Genomic DNA, 17,080 nt, shown 5'->3' on the forward strand with positions numbered 1-17,080 from the left:
GGAGGTTTCATTATTGCGGTTTATTGCTTGAAGTAGTTGTGGTGGCTTCCGGTTTCCCCAGGGAGATCATATTGGCGAACAGTCTGAAAGCACCGGGAACGCCTTCAGGGAATTCCCTGAAGAAACTCAGGCCCGTATAAATATAATATCCTTTTCCATAAGGTGCCACTAACAGGCTGCCGTCTTTGGGAGTTTCCGCCGGGTCGTTCATGGAAAGCAAAGGAGTGAATTGCGGTGCCCATTTATCTGGAAAATAGAGGCCGCGTTCCTGCACCCATCCCTCAAAATCTGCTGCGGTTATTTTATTCGGAAAATTTAAAACCGGATGATCTTTTGCCAAAAATCTTACTTCGGCATTTTCATCTGTAACCCGGTCTCGGGAAAGCTGAAGCGGGTAGGGGGCCAGGTCATTGGTTACAAGTCCGCGGCTGGTGTTATACTGTACGATAAGGTTTCCTCCATCTTTCACATATTTCATCAGTTCAGATTGTTTATGCTGCAGCTCATTGACAACATTGTAAGCCCTTATTCCCATAACAACAGCGTCATACTGTTTAAGGTTTGCTGCGGAAATATCCTGCGGAAGGATCTTTATTACCGTATAACCTATTTGTTCCAGTGCCTGCGGTACAAGATCACCGGCACCTTCGATATAACCGATGAGTTTTCCACTTTTCCTGATGTCAAGTTTTACCAGCTTGGTTTCTGCCTGAAGCAGAACTGTTTGCAACGGAATATGGTCGTAATCCAGCTGATACACTTCCCTGGAATATTTTTTTCCGTCAACAGTTGCTTCGGGATTAAAAATGCTTTGATCCTGAGCTTCGGGGGCGGTTACAGAAAATAAAAAGGTATTTTGTTCCCCTTTTGAGAGTGGACCGAATTCATGTTTTTCCGGAGAAAATTTCCAGTGTTTAAGATCCGGAGGGGTAAGTGTTCCTACTACTGAATCCCGCATGGCGGTTACAGTGACAGGAAGGGTTTTTGGTGCATGATTGGCAAAAATGAGCACATCATCTGGAACAGAGACTGATACCGGCGGAACGATCTCGAACGGGCGATAAGTTTCCCCCTTTACGGGATCATTCCGTTTAAAGACGATCTCCCGGCTGAAGGTTAACTCTTCGCCTTCTATAGTCACTGTGAAAATTGCCTTGAATTCCCTCGGGGTTTCTGGAAGCCCGATGAGATTGGGATCGTCTACTTTATACATTCCCAGGCTCCCTTTTTCCTTTAACCAGTAGGGACTGGTATAGGGAGTATCTTCAGGCACCAACAGGGGCACAGCTTCCTTCCAGGATTCATTATCTTTAAGTTCTTGCTGTGGTTCAATAATACTGCCCGTGGGCTCCATTTTTATCTTAAGCACTTCAACTTTTAAAGGGCTGCGGTTGATGGCTTCGAGTTCCAGTTCAATAACCTCCCCCGGAGTGGAAAGGGGGGTATTGGCTACTGCTTCCAGGTAAAGCCCTGCACTTGCAGCGATGACCTTTTTGATCTCTGCTGTTTTTATCTTTTTCCAGTGTTCATCATCCAGGTCCTGAATGAGCTTATAGGCTTCTATCAAAGCCGGGATACTCGCTGAAGGCTCCTGGAAATCATAATTTTTCTCTACACTTTCAAGGATCTTTCCAATCTCTTCCCCGCCTTTGACCCTGCTCCAGGAAGTATTGATACCATGAAAAAGGTCATTGTTGTTGGCAGGATGATCTCCTGCAATTAGTTCCAGATATTCAAGGGCTTTACCCCTGGAACCGGTACTTCCGAAGCCCTGGGATTGGTGCTGACTCCTGCTTAAGGAGGCAATTTCAGTATTAGACATCCCAATCAGCGGATAATAGACCCCGGTGTCGAATTGCAGGAAATGTGATTTATCTGCGGCCTCAAAAGCTTCATTTGATTCATAAAACCAGGGAGACGTGTTAAAGAGAAGTTTTTTCGGCTGCCAGGTTCCTTCTTCAGAGGCAGATTCACTGAAGGAAGATGCTTTTCCTGCCAGCTCAAATCCCCTGGCGCTCAAAATTGCTGAGGAAGTATGATGACCATGAGTTTCCCCGGCAGATTCGATCTTGAAACGGTTGATAATGACATCGGGTCTGAAGGTCCTGATTGTACGTACTACATCCTTCAGGATTTCCTCTTCTTGCCAAATGCTAAGGGTTTCCCCGGGATGTTTGGAATACCCAAAGTCATTGGCACGGGTAAAGTATTGTTCCCCCCCGTCAATTCTTCTTGCCGCCAGCAGCTCCTGGGTGCGAATAAGCCCCAGTAGCTCCCTTAGTTCAGGGCCTATAAGATTTTGCCCACCGTCACCCCGGGTGAGGGAGAGATAGGCAGTACGGGCATTAAGTTCTTTGCTTAAATAGGATATCAGGCGGGTGTTTTCGTCATCGGGATGTGCGGCTACGTACAGTACAGAGCCCAGAAAATTCAGTTTTTGGATCTCCTTAAAGATTTCAGAAGAGTTTAGTTTTTCAGGCTGTTGTGCCCGGAGTGCTGATATACTAAGAATAAAAAGAAAGAAAAATATCTTTCGCATGGATCTGTTCTTTGAAACTTTTCAAATATAAAAAGATTCCGCTCTAAGGTCGCTCTTTTATATTTATTTGTTACAACGCGTCCTTGCCTTCATCTGCGTGGTACTCTTTTTCAACTAACGATACGGCCTTTTGAAGAAGAAGGTTGTTGGGGTAGGTGATCAATTCCCCATCCAAAGTCCTTAAATGCAAATGAAAAGCCTTAATGTCTTCAATGATGGCTTCTATAGGTAGATCTTTATCATGGATCTTTATCCTGCTACCAATTTTATAGGGAAAAGAAAAGAACAGAATGATACCGGCGGTGATGTTGCTGAGAATGGACCAGATTGCGAACATAGCTACTCCAATTATCGCAAAGATCGAGGAAAAGATCAGTGAAAGTTCCTGGGCATTATAACCCCAGGTAATGGAGAGCAGGAAAATGGCCAGAATAATGACCAGGATGTTGATATATTTGAACATCAGGCGGGTGCGGGTGATGTGAATTTCACTCTGCCGGCCAACCCGTTGGGCTGCTTTTTTTAAAATGAACTGAAAGATCCATAATACCAGGATAATTACAACGGTGTAAATAATTGACTGCTGGTTCGTATAAAAGTATTCTGTCATTCCCTGAAATGTTTTCGTAAAGATATTTAAAATGTAACTGTTCTTTCAATTTCCTTCAGAGGAGAAAGTAATTAGGCTGTGATCTCACTAAGGGTTTGATAGACCAGATGTGTGGGAAGACCTACTACATTGAAGTAGCTGCCTTCTATACGGTCAACCCCAATTAAACCTATCCACTCCTGGATCCCATAGGCTCCTGCTTTATCAAATGGCCTGAAGTTGTCAATGTAATATTGTATCTCATCCTCTTCCAACCGGCTGAAGGTAACTTTGGTTACTGCGTGTACGGTACGGGAATTTTCAGAAGTTGTGAAACAAACAGAAGTTATGACCTCATGTGTCCTGCCGCTCAATTCTTTTATCATTTCTATGGCATGTGCAGGATCTGTGGGTTTTTCCAGGGCTTTTCCTTCATGCCACACAATGGTGTCACTGGTGATAAGGATATCACCTGTTTTCAGTTCTCCTTCAAATGCAGCAGCTTTTAACTCTGCCAGGTAATTGGTGATCTCTGTTCTTTGGAGATCTGGAGAGTATACTTCTTTAACGGGTTTCAGCCTTATCTCGAAATCAATACCCAGTTCAGTCAGGAACTGCTGTCTTCTCGGAGATCCTGAGGCAAGGATGATATGATGGTCTTTTAGTTTATCTCGTAACATAATTTATAGCAATATGTACCGGTACATGCCAACAGACAATAATCCTGCAGCCAGGATAATTTTAAGAATCAGGCTGAGGTGGTGGTACTGTTTTTTTGATTCAGCTGCCGTGATCTTCACAAGGAAGTAAAGCAGGGGGCCAAAAACAAAAAGAAGTATGAATAAAACAGCATACTGATTTTCGTACAGGTATTCATAAATGTAATAAAGAATCCCGGCAACAGGCAAAAGTGTAACCAGAAAAATGACCGAATTCGTCCGTTTCCTACCCAGAATGACCGGTAGAGTGCGATATCCGGCGTTATAATCCCCTTTTATATCCTCCTGGTCCTTAACCATTTCCCGAAGAAAATTCAAAAGAAATGCGAAGATAGCATAATCTACCAGGATCAGAAAAATCACTTTTTGAGTAGGAAGATTTTTCGGAGTTATTGCGGGAACCAGATCAAAGATACCCACCATCACAATGATCATGGCTACCATCACACTCACCACCAGATTACCTACCAGCACAGTTCCTTTGATCTGGGTAGCATAAAAATACAGGAAGGCAGAGGGAATGATGAAAAGCGCTGAGAAAGCAGGCTTTCCTATCAGATTTGACAGGTAAAATCCTATTCCAACCCCAACTATGTTGAGGCCAATAAACCAGTTGTAAGCTGTCTTTTCTGAAAGATGAGACCCAATAACAAGTTTATGCGGTTTATTGATGGAGTCAGCCTTGACATCATTAAGGTCGTTGATGATATTCCCTGCGGCGGCAAGGGCCACCATAGAGATCACCAGTAAGGTGAAATCCCAAACCCCCAGGGTTGTGTCGATTTGAAATGGTTCGAACAGGAAATATTTGACCAGAACCTGAGTAAGGATGATCATTATAAGATTAGGTACCCTGATAAGTCTTAAAAAAGGAATCGCGGACATATATCTCACGCCGAAACGAATTTTAGGCCAATGATCGAGGCGATAAGGGTAAATAAAAAGAAAAGTCTCCAAAAGTGTACGGGTTCTTTAAAAAGAAAGATCCCTATAAGCACGGTCCCAAAAGCACCAATACCTGTCCAAACGGCATAAGCGGTCCCTATTGGCAGGGTTTGGGTGACCTTGTACAATAACGTCATACTTATGGCAAGGCAAACAAAGAAACCCACCATCCATAGGAGGGCGGTATTACCCGAGGTTTCTTTAGCCTTGCCCAGGCAGGTGGCAAAACCCACCTCAAAAAGTCCCGCGATGATGAGGAGGAACCAGTTCATATTAGTCTTTCAACCATTTTCCCTGTACTTTCATAACCTGTTCTATGACATCGCGAACACAGCCTTTGCCACCTTTGCGGTGTGAAACATACCGGGAGATCTCTTTGATCTCTGCCACGGCATCCTGCGGGCAGCACGGCAATCCCACCTTTTGCATTACGTAATAATCGGGGATGTCATCTCCCATGTACAGCACATTTTCGGGATTAATATTATAAATGTCCAGAAATTCTTCCATTTGCTCCACCTTGTCATGGCAGCCCAGGTAAATATCGGTAACCCCCAGACCTTTTAACCTGTGACGCACTCCCTCATTATTACCTCCTGAGATCACACACACCGTAAGCCCCTGCTGCATCGCGTGTTTCATTGCGAAACCGTCCTTTATGTTCATGGTGCGCAACAGCTCCCCTTCAGTACTTATCTGGAGCGTGCCATCTGTCAGCACCCCATCTACATCAAATATGAATGTGGTGATCTGGGAAAGATATTCTTTATAGTTTTTTTCCATGGAAAGTTTGGATTGCAGAGGTTAAGAGTTGATATATCTGTTTGTTTTCAGAAGATACCAGCAAATCAAGATGTGCATCAATGGTAGATTGGTCTCCTCTAATTGCCGGTCCCGTTTGCATCTCGCGCGGGGAGGCTGTTTTGATCTTTTCTGCGGTCTCCTTTATCAAAGGCTGCAGGATCTCAAAAGGAATTTTATTGTCACGGCAGATCTTTTCTCCAATGCTGTACATATGGTTAACGAAATTACAGACAAATACGGCAGAAAGGTGCAGTTTTTTTCGTTGTTGGGAAGAGATCTCATAGGCTTTGCCCGAAATATCCCGTGCAAGAGATTTAAGGAGATCAAGATCCTCTTCATCATTTGCTTCCAGGCAAAAAGGGATCTCAGAATAATTTACCTCCTTTTCTTTCGAAAAGGTCTGCAAAGGATAAAAAACCCCTCTCCTGCGATTGGGTAACAGACCGTTAAGAGCTACCGCTCCAGAGGTATGGACTACCAGGCCTTGTTTTTTACTAAGTTTTTCAGATACCTGCGGAATGACATCATCCTTTAAGGCAAGCAGGTAAATATCTGCTTCCATTATTTCAGAAAAAGAGGTAGTTACCGGAGTTTCTTTTTTGAAAGGTTGCAGACTTCCCGAAGCGTGATTGTAGACCTGTATCACCTTTACTCTTTGTGAAGCTGAAAGAGCCTTGTAAAGATGGGTAGCAACATTTCCGGAGCCTAAAAGCACAAGATTGATCATGCCGCTAAATTACCAAAAAAAAATCAGCACAATTTCTGCAGCCCTTTGTTTCGGTAAATTTGATTCTTAAAAAAAATCTAAATCCCTAATTTTCCTTACTTTTGCAGCGTTAAAAAAAGCAACTCTTCATGCAAAATAAAATAGCATCAATCCTTTTCTCCACACGTTTAACGGCTGTTCTTTTCGTTGTTTTTGCCTTATCGCTGGGGTTAGGAACATTTATCGAAAATTACTACAGTACAGCAACCGCCAAAGTTTGGATCTATAATGCCCTCTGGTTTGAGGTGATCATGGCCTTTTTTGTGATCAATTTCATAGGAAATATCAAGAGGTATCAACTCTATAAAAAGGAAAAATGGTCCTCACTTTTATTGCATCTCTCTTTTATTCTTATCCTGGTGGGAGCCTTCGTGACCCGCTACATTAGTTATGAAGGGATGATGCCAATTAGAGAGGGAAAGACTGAAAATACTTTCCTATCAGAAAAGACATTCCTTACTACCTTTATTGACGGGGAGATCAATGGGGAACCCCGTAGACGGGTAGTGGAGGAGGAAATTCTCCTGGCTCCCGGGGCATCAAATGAATTCAGCTTCAATACAGATTATAACGGGCAGCCGGTAAAACTGGAGATCCTGGAATATATTCACGGAGCAGAGGAAGGTCTTATAGAAGATCCTGCAGGTGAAAATTACCTTAAGATTGTTGAATCGGGCGGAGGAGAACGGCATGATCATTTCCTTAAAGAAGGGGAGGTCGCCAGCATTCACAACATTCTTTTTGCTCTGAACAAACCAACGGAAGGGGCTATTAATATTCTTCATGAAGACGGGGAATATCAGATCTATTCGCCATATGAAGGGACTTACATGACCATGGCTGACCAGCAGCAGGGAGAGGTGATCAAGGACAGCACTCAAACCCTTAACCTACGGGCACTTTATAATATTGCGGGTATGCAGTTCGTGCTTCCCGAACCTGTTGTAAAAGGAAGATATGACGTGGTAGCTACTGCCGAAAAGCTGGAGGGGCAACAGGATGCAGCTGTGGTAAGAGTGACCACTGCCGGTGAATCTGAAACGATTAGACTTTTGGGTGGCCAGGGTAGGATCAATGATCCAAAGAAACTGAATCTGGGTGGGCTGGAATTCTATCTGCAATATGGTTCAAAAGAGTATGAGCTGCCATTCTCTATCAAGCTTAATGATTTCATAGCGGCAAAATATCCCGGAACAGAAAAGAGTTATTCTTCCTTTAAAAGTAAGGTGACGGTGATAGATGGAGAAAAAGAATTTGATTACGATATCTACATGAACCATGTTCTTGACCACAAAGGATTCCGGTTTTTTCAGGCTTCTTTTGATCCTGATGAAAAAGGGACTGTACTTTCTGTAAATCACGATTTTTGGGGAACATGGATCACTTATATTGGTTATACGCTTCTTTATATCGGGCTCATCTGGATCCTTTTTGCCAGAGGTTCAAGATTTGGAGATCTTAGAAAAATGCTGGATAAAGTGAAAAAGAAAAAGAGTAAACTTTCTATAGTACTGTTGCTGTTCATGACTACGGCAGGATTCGCACAGGAAGAAGAGCACCAGCACGAAAATTCAATGGTGATCCCAAAGGCGAGGATAGACTCAATTATAAAAGCGAATGTAGTTTCAGAAGAGCATGCTGCGAGTTTTGGACAACTGGTGGTTCAGGATGCCGGCGGAAGGATGAAACCTGTAAATACATATTCTTCCGAATTGCTTCGGAAGCTGAGCAAGAGCACCGAATATGAAGGTCTTACCTCAGACCAGGTGATTATCTCCATGACAGAGAATCCCACCATGTGGTATAACGTGCCGGTGATCAATGTGAAAAAAGACAATGACAGTATTAGGCATATTGCCGGAATTCCGGAGGACCAGAAATACCTCCCGTTAACCAGCTTCTTTGACACTGAGGGGAACTATAAATTGAGCCCTTACCTCGAGCAGGCCTACCAGGCAGCGATCCCTAACCAGTTCCAGAAAGATTTCATTGAAACTGACAGGCGGGTGAATTTGCTGTATAATGCTTTACAGGGTGAGATCTTGCGCATCTTCCCAATTCCCGGTCATGAGAACAATAAGTGGGTGTCCTATCCTGAAGCAGCCGAAGCAGGTTTTAAAGGAATGGATTCTGTCTACACCAGGCAGATATTGCCCATGTACTTCAGTGCTTTGCGCACCGCTAAAGAAACCGGGGATTATGAGCAGGCAAACCAACTGCTTGAAAGTATAAAAGGCTTTCAGCGTAAATTTGGTGCAGAGGTAATTCCTTCACAAAGTAAAATTGAGACAGAGATCCTTTATAATAAGTATGATATTTTCAGGAACCTTTTCTGGATGTATATGCTTGCGGGAGTGTTAATGCTTGTTTTTGTTCTCCTCCAGATATTCAAAGATAACAAGTTCATTCGAGGCCTTATCACGGTGAGTAAAGTGGCTATTGCCGTATTCTTTATTCTTCACACCGCAGGGCTCATTGCGCGGTGGTACTTATCGGGTCACGCACCCTGGAGCGATGCCTACGAGTCTATGATCTATGTGGCCTGGGCAACCATGTTATTCGGGCTTATCTTCGGAAGGAAAAGTGATCTGGCACTTGCTTCAACCGCATTTGTTACTTCCATGATCCTTATGATCTCTCACTGGAACTGGATGGATCCTTCTATTGCTACTCTAACCCCTGTTCTGGATTCCTATTGGTTAATGATCCACGTTTCCATCATTGTAGGTAGCTATGGGCCATTTACCCTGGGTATGATCCTTGGAGCGGTAGCATTGATCCTTATGATCATGACCACCAAAAAGAACAAAAAGAAGATGGACCTAACCATTGCAGAGATCACGATCATCACTGAAATGGCTCTTACAGTTGGGCTTGTAATGCTAACCATTGGGAACTTTCTTGGAGGACAGTGGGCAAATGAAAGCTGGGGTCGCTACTGGGGCTGGGATCCAAAAGAGACCTGGGCCCTGGTAAGTATTATGGTTTATGCTTTTGTGATCCACATGAGACTGGTACCTGGAATGCGTAGCCGATGGTTGTTCAATTTCATGGCGGTAATTTCTTTTGCCAGTATTATGATGACCTACTTTGGAGTAAACTTCTACCTGTCAGGTCTTCATTCCTATGCGAGCGGAGATAAAGTAATTACGCCGAACTTCGTATACTACTCCATAGCAGTGATTAGTTTGCTGGGGCTGGTATCCTATCTAAGGTTCAATAAGTACTACAAGAAAGGAAAACGAAACAGGTTAACCGTAAAGTTCCTGAAGAAAAAAGACAAAAGAAAGAAAGATGATATTTAAAAGTAAAAGATCCTGCCAATTGGCAGGATCTTTTTTTTATAAGTGTTTTAAAGAGGTAACCTCTTAGGGTAACAAACCTAAGGGAGCTTAATGTAAGTTATTAATCGGTTCCCATTTTCCCCTGCTGGTAATCTTCATAAGCCTGGTTGATCTCTTCCATGGTATTCATCACGAAAGGACCTCGTGCCACTACCGGCTCATTAAAGGGTTCAGCATGGCCAAAGAGGATCGTCGTATTTGCCAGTGCTTCTATTCGCAATTCCTCCCCGTCATTATTGAATTCCACTAAATGCAAGGCCTGGATGATCTCCCCGTTTATACTTATTTCTCCTTTTATGATGTAGCACAATATGTTGTGGGTAAGGGGGACAGATGTTTTAAAAACCCCTCCCGATTCAAAAAAGAGAAGGCTGAGGTGAATATTGGTGAGCGTTTCAAAAGCTCCTTTTGTATCATTCAGTTCTCCGGAGATCACTTGCGCGGTCACTTTTGTATCCTCCAAGGAAACCTGAGGAATTTCCTCTTTTCCGAGGCCCTTGTAAAAAGGCTTTGTCATCTTCAGGCGGGCAGGTAAATTGACCCACAGTTGCAGGATCTCCAGGGCACCTCCTTCTTTTTTGAATTCTTCCGAAGAAACTTCAGAATGTATGAGTCCGCTGCCGGCTGTCATCCACTGTACCCCGCCACTTTTTATCACACTGTCATTTCCGTCTGAATCCTTATGAGCTATATCGCCGTCCAGGATAAAGGTGACCGTTTCCATCCCGCGATGCGGGTGGGGACCAAACGGGAGCCCGTTATTGCCGGGGCTATATCTCTGTGGACCATGATGGTTTAAAAAGAGGAATGGATCTATCATTCTAAGGTCCCTTGTTGGCATAGGGGAGTAGGTGATAAGATCAGCGATAGGTCGGTACTCTGCTTTAAAAACATTCTTTACAGTCCTCATATTCGATAAATATTATCTGTTAAAGGAGGGAACTACCGGTCGTCTTTACTTCTCACATAGATCAATTTGTACTTCCCTCTTTGATTCTCGCGTGATTCTATCTCAAACTTGTCAATAGAGTTGATCATGGGGGTTAATTTTTGAAACCCGTAGTTACGGGAATCGAAATTAGGTTGCTTCTTCTGAAGTAAACTCCCCACATCTCCTAAAAATGCCCATCCATCGTCATCTGCAAGATCAGAAATGGTAGAAGCGATGAGTTTGACTACTTTTGGAGTGATCTTATCATAGTCACTCTTCTTGGTTTCTTTCTCTTTACTGGTTTCCTTGGTCTGATTCTTAAGGATCTCGATATATATAAACCTGTCACAGGCAACAATGAAAGGATCTGGCGTCTTCTTTTCTCCAATCCCTATCACATTCATACCGGCCTCCCTAAGGCGGGTTGCGAGCCTTGTAAAATCACTGTCGCTGGAAACCAGGCAAAAGCCGTCAACTTTACCGGAGTAAAGGATATCCATGGCATCAATGATCATGGCAGAATCTGTTGCATTCTTTCCCTGAGTGTATCCATATTGTTGGATTGGGGTCACTGCATTTTCCAGGAGAACATTTTTCCATTTGGCGAGATGTGGTTTAGTCCAGTCGCCGTATATGCGTTTTATGGTGGGGTTTCCGTATTTGGCGATCTCTTCCATCATTTCCTTCACATAGGCAGAAGGGATGTTATCGCCGTCAATTAAGACTGCTAATTTTATATCCATTTATTAATTTCTTGTATAATCTATAAAGATAGGCAATTGGTAAAGACCCCGAAAAAGGCCAGGGGAGATTATAATTTTTTTAAGAAAGGAATCTAGAACTTCTCAGAATGTTCGATGTCATCTGGTTCTATGTGAATAAGGATATCGGCAATATCCGGGATCTCTTCCAGGAGCTTATTCTTAAGATCATGGGAGATCTCATGGCCTTCGTTGACACTTATCTCTCCATTTACCACCACATGCAGGTCAACATGATAAGTCATCCCCGTTTTTCTTACAAAGCATTTTTCGGTTTCAATGACTCCCGGTACTCTATGGGATATCTCCCGTATTTCTTCAACCAGATCATCATAAAGGTGTTCATCCATTATCTCACCCAATGCAGGCCGCAGAATGAGGTAGGCGTTGTAAAGTATGAACCCTGAAGCGAAAAGTGCGGCCCAGTCATCTGCCGTCTCGTAACCTTTTCCCATAAAAAGGGCAATAGAGATACCAATGAAAGCCATAAAGGAAGTGATCGCATCGCTCCTGTGATGCCATGCATCGGCTTTTAAAGAGGAACTTTTAGTCTCATCGCTCCGTTTTGAAATAAACCGGTAAAAGATCTCTTTGGTTATGATTATTGCAGCCAGCACAATTAAGGTGTAGGGTTTGGGCACCTTGTGAGGGGTCTGAATATTTTCGATGCTCTCAATTACGATAACAGTAGCTGAAACTATTAAGAACCCCACAACAGCAAAAGTTACAAGGGGTTCAACCCTGCCGTGGCCGTATGGATGGTTCTCATCTGGAGGTTTAACCGAATATTTAAGGCCCAGCAAAACCAGGAGGGATGAAAAAACATCCGTGGTTGATTCTATAGCATCGGCGATCAAAGCGTAAGAATTTCCGAAGACTCCGGTCACACCTTTTATGATAGCCAGCAGGGCATTGCCTACAATACTTATGTAAGAAGCATTGACCGCCTTACGATGTTTCAGGTTTTCCATACGCGAACAAAGTAAAAGGCCGGTTGTAAGACCGGCCGGGATTTTAATTTATTCTTCTTCAGATNTCTTCAGCCGATAATTTTTTTGTTACCTGCGGAATGCGCTCAAATCCTGAGGAAAGTATTTCAATATCGCGGCTTTCCAGTTCCTTTTGTAAAGCTCCAAAAGATTCAAAAGGAGCATAGATCAAAATTCCATCTTCATCTTCAAAGATCTCTTCAGCGCCAAAATCAATGAGTTCCAGTTCAAGTTCTTCGGTATCCACTCCTTCAGAAGGGATTCTAAAATTACAGGTGTGGTCAAACATGAATTCTACAGAGCCTGAAGTGCCCAGATTTCCGTCACATTTATTGAAATATGATCTAATGTTAGCTACGGTCCTGTTGTTATTATCTGTGGCTGTTTCTACCAACACAGCGATCCCATGAGGGGCATATCCTTCGAAAAGTACAATTTTGTAATCCCCCTGACTTTTATCTGACGCACGTTTAATAGCCCGCTCAATGTTGTCTTTGGGCATATTTACGCTCTTGGCGTTTTGAATTACAGCCCTTAACCGGGAATTGGTGTCGGGATCTGGGCCACCCTCTTTGACGGCCATTACAATATCTTTTCCAATGCGGGTAAAAGCTTTGGCCATAGCAGACCACCGCTTCATTTTACGCGCTTTTCTAAATTCAAATGCTCTTCCCATGGGTTGGTTTAATTGTGGCGTAAAAATAGGAAAAACATCTATTTTCTAAAGCAGGAAAAAATATTATTCTCCCGCATCAATTATTCCTTCAATGGTTTTGGCAAGGCTGAAGTCTTTTTCGGTGACTCCGCCTGCGTCATGGGTTGATAACGATATTTGAAGCTCGTTGTAGACATTGCTCCAATCTGGATGGTGATCCTGGGCTTCGGCTTCGAAGGCAATACGAACCATCACAGAAAAGGCTTCTTTGAAATTTTCAAACTGAAAGGAAGTATGAATGGCATCATCTTTAAATTCCCAACCCTGCAGGTCTTCCAGTTTTTTATAGATCTCTTCTTCGTTCATTTTTTTCATAACAAAAATTTTGGTTGCTCTTTAAAGTTAATCAACCTGGGGAAGAGAATTTGGGCCAAAAAGTAATTTAGTAGAAGATTAACATCAGGAAACCAGAGAACCGCTAATTACGTCCTGTACCGAGAGCTGCAGGTTTTTAGGTAAGAGATTATCCTTTGGGAGCACCGCCAGAAATCGGTCAAAATTGGAGTCATAGACATTTTTAAGCAGCGGTTCCTTAAACCCTAATGTCTCACAGATCTCCCGAACCAGGTCATTATGATGCACCAGGTCATTGCTTCCAAGGTGAAATACTCCCTGTTTGTTCCGGTTGATGATGTAATGGATCTGCTGGGTTAGTTTGGTGTCTGTGGTGGCATTGACCACAACATTAGAAAAGACCTCGATCGCCGTTTTTTCCTGTAGCTGCTTTTTAATTTCCACAAGTCTGGGAGAATTGGCCCCAAACACCATAGGCAGCCGTACAATCACATATTTTTCATTGGGGAGCCGTAGCAAGGCATTCTCGATCTTGATCTTGAACCTGCCATATATACTCATTGATAAGGTCTTATCATACTCGTAAGAAGGATAATTGGAAAAGGCATCAAACACATTGGCTGAAGAAAGGAAGATCAATTTTGTGTTTTTGTTCCGCAGCAGGTAATCAATGATCTCGAAATGGGCAATTACCTGAGCATCAAAATTTCCGCGCAGGGCAGAAATAATGATGTTCGGGCGCAGGTTTTCCAACAGTATTGAAATGCTTTCATTTTCTACATCAAAAAGATGGAACTTTTGGTTCCGGTCATAGAAAGCATCTGCTGTGTGGTAAGTACCATGGGTGTCAAAATAGGGGTAAAGCTCTCTATACAAGGCATTGCCGATAAAGCCGCTTGCTCCTAAAATCAATATTTTCTTCAAAAAACTATCCTTTATAAAACGGTAATTTTACCACCGTCGCAGGAAGAGCTTTTTTACGTACCTGAATATTTATCTTACTTCCCGGGGCGGCAACATCTGTAGGAACATATCCCATCCCGATTCCTTTTTCAAGAGAAGGAGACATGGTTCCTGAAGTTACCACGCCAATAACCTTGCCATTGTCATCTACAATATCGTAACCCTGGCGGGGTATTCCGCGTTCATCCAGCTCAAAGCCAACCAGTTTTCGTTTAGGTCCGTTTTCTTTTTCAGCCTTGAGAGCTTCAGAGTTGATGAAGTCTTTGGTGAATTTAGTGATCCATCCCAATCCCGCTTCTATTGGAGAAGTTGTGTCATCTATATCATTTCCGTAGAGACAGTAACCCATTTCAAGTCTAAGGGTATCCCTGGCGGCAAGGCCTATGGGTTTAATGCCATAATCTGCTCCTGCTTCAAAAACCCTGTCCCAGATCTTTTGGGCATCTTCATTTTTGCAATAGATCTCGAATCCACCGCTGCCGGTATAACCGGTGGCAGAAATGATCACATTTTCCACACCTGCGAAAGGAGCTACTTCAAAAGTGTAGAACTTTATAGCCGAAAGATCCACATCTGTTAAAGGTTGCATGGCTTCTGCGGCTTTTGGGCCCTGTATAGCCAGTAAGGAGTACTCCTCTGAGAGGTCTCTCATGGTAGCATCCATGGTGTTGTGCTGGGAGATCCAGTTCCAGTCTTTTTCTATGTTGGATGCATTAACCACCAGCAGGTATTTCTCTTCATTGAACCTGTAGATGATAAGGTCATCCACAATTCCACCTTCATTATTTGGCATACAGCTGTACTGGGCCTTTCCGTCAACCAGTTTGGAAGCATCATTGGAACTCACCTTCTGGATCAATTCAAGCGCTTTGTCGCCGGTGATCAAAAATTCCCCCATGTGCGAAACATCAAAGACCCCTACGCTTTTTCGTACGGTCTCATGTTCTGCATTTACTCCTTCATAGGAGACAGGCATGTTGTATCCTGCAAAAGGAACTATTTTGGCATTAAGGTCTTTATGGGTAGATGTAAGAGCTGTATTTTTCATTTCAAAAATAAATTTGAGCAAATTTATTAATTTCATTAAGTATATAGTGATTTATGCTTAATATTTAAATACAAATTACCTGAGGTGAAACAGACCGAAAAGGAAATTCTATATTTGTAATTCAATAATAGGTTTACGCCACATGAAGATCTTCACGGCTCAACAATTAAAAGAAGCAGACGCCATAACCCTGGAGAAACAAGGTATTACTTCCAATGAATTAATGGAAAGGGCTGCAGGACTGGTTTTCGAGGAGATCCATACGCGGCTTCAAAATGCTGAGATCCCTGTAAAGATCTTCTGCGGGATCGGGAATAATGGCGGAGATGGTTTGGTGGTGGGCAGGTTACTGCTGGAAAAAGGTTATGATGTTACCATTTATGTGGTCAATTACAGTGATCAAAGGTCAAAGGATTTCCTGGTCAATTATGACCGGGTAAAGAACATGACCCGGCAATGGCCGATCCTTTTAAAGTCGGAGGAAGACTTTCCCGAAATTAACACCGGTGATTTCATAATTGACGCAATTTTTGGTGTTGGCTTGAATCGACCGCTGGTTGACTGGGTTGCTAATCTTGTGCGACTTATTAATAAATCTGGAGCCTTTGTCTTGGCAATAGATGTCCCTTCAGGGCTTATGGCAGATATGCCTGTAGAACAGCAGGATGCGATAATCAGGGCCAATTATACCTTAAGTTTTCAATCGGCTAAACTTTCTTTTTTCATGCCAGATACTGCTGCTTTCACAGGGGAACTGCAGATACTGGACATAGGTTTGGATAGGGATTACCTCAAGGATGAGCATGCCGTTGCGCAGACCATTGGAAAGCCGGAGGCCAGGGTGATTTACCGCCCCCGCAATAAATTTTCCCATAAAGGTACTTTTGGCCACGCTTTAATGGTTGGAGGAAGTTACGGAAAGATGGGTAGCATTTGCCTGGCTACTAATGCCGCCTTACGGGCAGGTGCGGGAATGGCTACTGCTTTTGTCCCTGCCTGCGGATATGATATTTTCCAAACCGCAGTGCCCGAAGCTATGGTGCTTACAGATGTTAATAATAAGATACTGTCACATATAGATTATGACATTGAACCCACCGCGATAGGGTTTGGAGTAGGAGTAGGAACCGGAGAAGAAACCGTAAAGGCCTTTGAAAACATGCTCAAAAAGAATTCAAAACCAATGGTGATCGATGCCGATGGTTTAAATATCTTATCAAAAAATAAAGATCTGCTAAAACTTCTGCCGGAGGGGAGTATATTGACCCCACATCCTAAAGAACTGGAACGCTTAATTGGCTCCTGGAAAAATGATTTTGAAAAACTGGAAAAAGCAAGGGATCTTGCAACCGAACATAAGATCATCCTGGTGATAAAAGGTGCTTATACTTTCACCGTGACTTCAGATGAAACCTACATAAATACTTCAGGAAACCCGGGAATGGCTACTGCAGGGAGTGGCGATGTACTTACCGGGATACTAACTGCCCTCATCTGCCAGGGATACCCCACTTTGACCGCTGCAGTTCTCGGAGTTTACCTTCATGGACGCGCCGGAGATCTTGCTGCTGAAAAGCTGAGTTACGAAGGGATGATAGCCGGCGATATCGCCGCCCATACCGGAGCAGCCATTCTGGACCTTTTTGAAGCTGAAATGAAACCAACTCAATAAT

At 43.2% G+C, this 17,080-nt stretch carries 15 protein-coding genes and 1 pseudogene; 2 read left to right on the plus strand and 14 right to left on the minus strand.

What is annotated here, in order from left to right; all coding sequences use genetic code 11:
* Positions 1 to 10: 10 nt before the first annotated feature.
* The 7 genes from ACFSTG_RS13245 to ACFSTG_RS13275 all read right to left on the minus strand — a co-directional run bounded on the left by ACFSTG_RS13245 (position 11) and on the right by ACFSTG_RS13275 (position 6,323).
* Positions 11 to 2,539, minus strand: coding sequence for a PIG-L family deacetylase (locus ACFSTG_RS13245; protein ID WP_380753830.1), 2,529 nt, complete (start codon positions 2,537 to 2,539; stop codon positions 11 to 13).
* 70 nt (positions 2,540 to 2,609) lie between these two features.
* Positions 2,610 to 3,149, minus strand: coding sequence for a mechanosensitive ion channel domain-containing protein (locus tag ACFSTG_RS13250; RefSeq protein ID WP_380753835.1), 540 nt, complete (start codon positions 3,147 to 3,149; stop codon positions 2,610 to 2,612).
* A 71-nt stretch (positions 3,150 to 3,220) separates the two neighbouring features.
* The gene (locus ACFSTG_RS13255; protein ID WP_380753840.1) at positions 3,221 to 3,808 is read right to left on the minus strand and encodes a Maf-like protein; all 588 of its coding nucleotides are present in this window, start codon (positions 3,806 to 3,808) and stop codon (positions 3,221 to 3,223) included.
* 3 nt (positions 3,809 to 3,811) lie between these two features.
* Complete coding sequence (locus tag ACFSTG_RS13260; RefSeq protein ID WP_380754119.1) at positions 3,812 to 4,732, minus strand: geranylgeranylglycerol-phosphate geranylgeranyltransferase; 921 nt, start codon at positions 4,730 to 4,732, stop codon at positions 3,812 to 3,814.
* A 5-nt stretch (positions 4,733 to 4,737) separates the two neighbouring features.
* Complete coding sequence (locus ACFSTG_RS13265; RefSeq protein WP_380753845.1) at positions 4,738 to 5,064, minus strand: DMT family transporter; 327 nt, start codon at positions 5,062 to 5,064, stop codon at positions 4,738 to 4,740.
* Position 5,065: 1 nt separating this feature from the next.
* Positions 5,066 to 5,575, minus strand: coding sequence for a KdsC family phosphatase (locus ACFSTG_RS13270; protein ID WP_380753850.1), 510 nt, complete (start codon positions 5,573 to 5,575; stop codon positions 5,066 to 5,068).
* Positions 5,559 to 6,323, minus strand: a complete 765-nt coding sequence (locus ACFSTG_RS13275; protein ID WP_380753856.1) for a Rossmann-like and DUF2520 domain-containing protein — start codon at positions 6,321 to 6,323, stop codon at positions 5,559 to 5,561. Before ACFSTG_RS13275 ends, ACFSTG_RS13270 begins: the two co-directional genes overlap by 17 nt.
* Positions 6,324 to 6,451: 128 nt before the next feature.
* On the opposite strand from ACFSTG_RS13275, the gene ccsA reads away from it, so the two are divergent.
* A complete protein-coding gene (gene ccsA, locus ACFSTG_RS13280) occupies positions 6,452 to 9,667 on the plus strand; it encodes a cytochrome c biogenesis protein (RefSeq protein WP_380753861.1) in 3,216 nt (1,071 codons plus the stop codon).
* A 100-nt stretch (positions 9,668 to 9,767) separates the two neighbouring features.
* On the opposite strand, the gene ACFSTG_RS13285 is transcribed toward ccsA, so the two are convergent.
* The 7 genes and pseudogenes from ACFSTG_RS13285 to gcvT form a co-directional block, all read right to left on the minus strand.
* Positions 9,768 to 10,616, minus strand: a complete 849-nt coding sequence (locus tag ACFSTG_RS13285; RefSeq protein WP_380753865.1) for a pirin family protein — start codon at positions 10,614 to 10,616, stop codon at positions 9,768 to 9,770.
* A gap of 32 nt (positions 10,617 to 10,648) precedes the next feature.
* The gene (locus ACFSTG_RS13290) at positions 10,649 to 11,380 is read right to left on the minus strand and encodes an NYN domain-containing protein (protein WP_380753868.1); all 732 of its coding nucleotides are present in this window, start codon (positions 11,378 to 11,380) and stop codon (positions 10,649 to 10,651) included.
* A gap of 92 nt (positions 11,381 to 11,472) precedes the next feature.
* Positions 11,473 to 12,369: a cation diffusion facilitator family transporter gene (locus tag ACFSTG_RS13295; protein WP_380753871.1), complete on the minus strand. Its 897-nt coding sequence runs from the start codon at positions 12,367 to 12,369 to the stop codon at positions 11,473 to 11,475.
* 67 nt (positions 12,370 to 12,436) lie between these two features.
* Positions 12,437 to 13,063: pseudogene (locus tag ACFSTG_RS13300) on the minus strand (YebC/PmpR family DNA-binding transcriptional regulator); the annotation flags it as partial.
* Between the two features lie 63 nt (positions 13,064 to 13,126).
* Positions 13,127 to 13,417 carry a 4a-hydroxytetrahydrobiopterin dehydratase gene (locus ACFSTG_RS13305; RefSeq protein WP_380753877.1) on the minus strand — a complete coding sequence of 97 codons (291 nt, stop codon included), beginning with the start codon at positions 13,415 to 13,417 and terminating at the stop codon, positions 13,127 to 13,129.
* An 84-nt stretch (positions 13,418 to 13,501) separates the two neighbouring features.
* Positions 13,502 to 14,320 (minus strand): sugar nucleotide-binding protein, encoded by an 819-nt coding sequence (locus ACFSTG_RS13310; RefSeq protein WP_380753880.1) that lies wholly within the window; start codon positions 14,318 to 14,320, stop codon positions 13,502 to 13,504.
* Positions 14,321 to 14,324: 4 nt separating this feature from the next.
* Entirely contained in the window at positions 14,325 to 15,407 is a 1,083-nt protein-coding gene (gene gcvT / locus ACFSTG_RS13315) for a glycine cleavage system aminomethyltransferase GcvT (protein WP_380753883.1), read from the minus strand.
* Positions 15,408 to 15,549: 142 nt separating this feature from the next.
* Here gcvT and ACFSTG_RS13320 point away from each other — a divergent pair, with 142 nt between their 5' ends.
* On the plus strand, positions 15,550 to 17,079 hold the full coding sequence (locus ACFSTG_RS13320; protein WP_380753886.1) for an NAD(P)H-hydrate dehydratase: 1,530 nt from the start codon (positions 15,550 to 15,552) through the stop codon (positions 17,077 to 17,079).
* Position 17,080 lies beyond the last annotated feature (1 nt).

The sequence above is a fragment of the Salinimicrobium flavum genome (genome assembly GCF_042684505.1).
GTDB lineage: Bacteria > Bacteroidota > Bacteroidia > Flavobacteriales > Flavobacteriaceae > Salinimicrobium > Salinimicrobium flavum.

Bases quoted from the DNA above. Each gene is read 5' to 3' on its own strand.
- ACFSTG_RS13245 (WP_380753830.1), bottom strand. From the start codon at position 2,539: ATGCGAAAGATATTTTTCTTTCTTTTTATTCTTAGTATATCAGCACTC.
- ACFSTG_RS13250 (WP_380753835.1), bottom strand. From the start codon at position 3,149: ATGACAGAATACTTTTATACGAACCAGCAGTCAATTATTTACACCGTT.
- ACFSTG_RS13255 (WP_380753840.1), bottom strand. From the start codon at position 3,808: ATGTTACGAGATAAACTAAAAGACCATCATATCATCCTTGCCTCAGGA.
- ACFSTG_RS13260 (WP_380754119.1), bottom strand. From the start codon at position 4,732: ATGTCCGCGATTCCTTTTTTAAGACTTATCAGGGTACCTAATCTTATA.
- ACFSTG_RS13265 (WP_380753845.1), bottom strand. From the start codon at position 5,064: ATGAACTGGTTCCTCCTCATCATCGCGGGACTTTTTGAGGTGGGTTTT.
- ACFSTG_RS13270 (WP_380753850.1), bottom strand. From the start codon at position 5,575: ATGGAAAAAAACTATAAAGAATATCTTTCCCAGATCACCACATTCATA.
- ACFSTG_RS13275 (WP_380753856.1), bottom strand. From the start codon at position 6,323: ATGATCAATCTTGTGCTTTTAGGCTCCGGAAATGTTGCTACCCATCTT.
- ccsA (WP_380753861.1), top strand. From the start codon at position 6,452: ATGCAAAATAAAATAGCATCAATCCTTTTCTCCACACGTTTAACGGCT.
- ACFSTG_RS13285 (WP_380753865.1), bottom strand. From the start codon at position 10,616: ATGAGGACTGTAAAGAATGTTTTTAAAGCAGAGTACCGACCTATCGCT.
- ACFSTG_RS13290 (WP_380753868.1), bottom strand. From the start codon at position 11,380: ATGGATATAAAATTAGCAGTCTTAATTGACGGCGATAACATCCCTTCT.
- ACFSTG_RS13295 (WP_380753871.1), bottom strand. From the start codon at position 12,369: ATGGAAAACCTGAAACATCGTAAGGCGGTCAATGCTTCTTACATAAGT.
- ACFSTG_RS13305 (WP_380753877.1), bottom strand. From the start codon at position 13,417: ATGAAAAAAATGAACGAAGAAGAGATCTATAAAAAACTGGAAGACCTG.
- gcvT (WP_380753883.1), bottom strand. From the start codon at position 15,407: ATGAAAAATACAGCTCTTACATCTACCCATAAAGACCTTAATGCCAAA.
- ACFSTG_RS13320 (WP_380753886.1), top strand. From the start codon at position 15,550: ATGAAGATCTTCACGGCTCAACAATTAAAAGAAGCAGACGCCATAACC.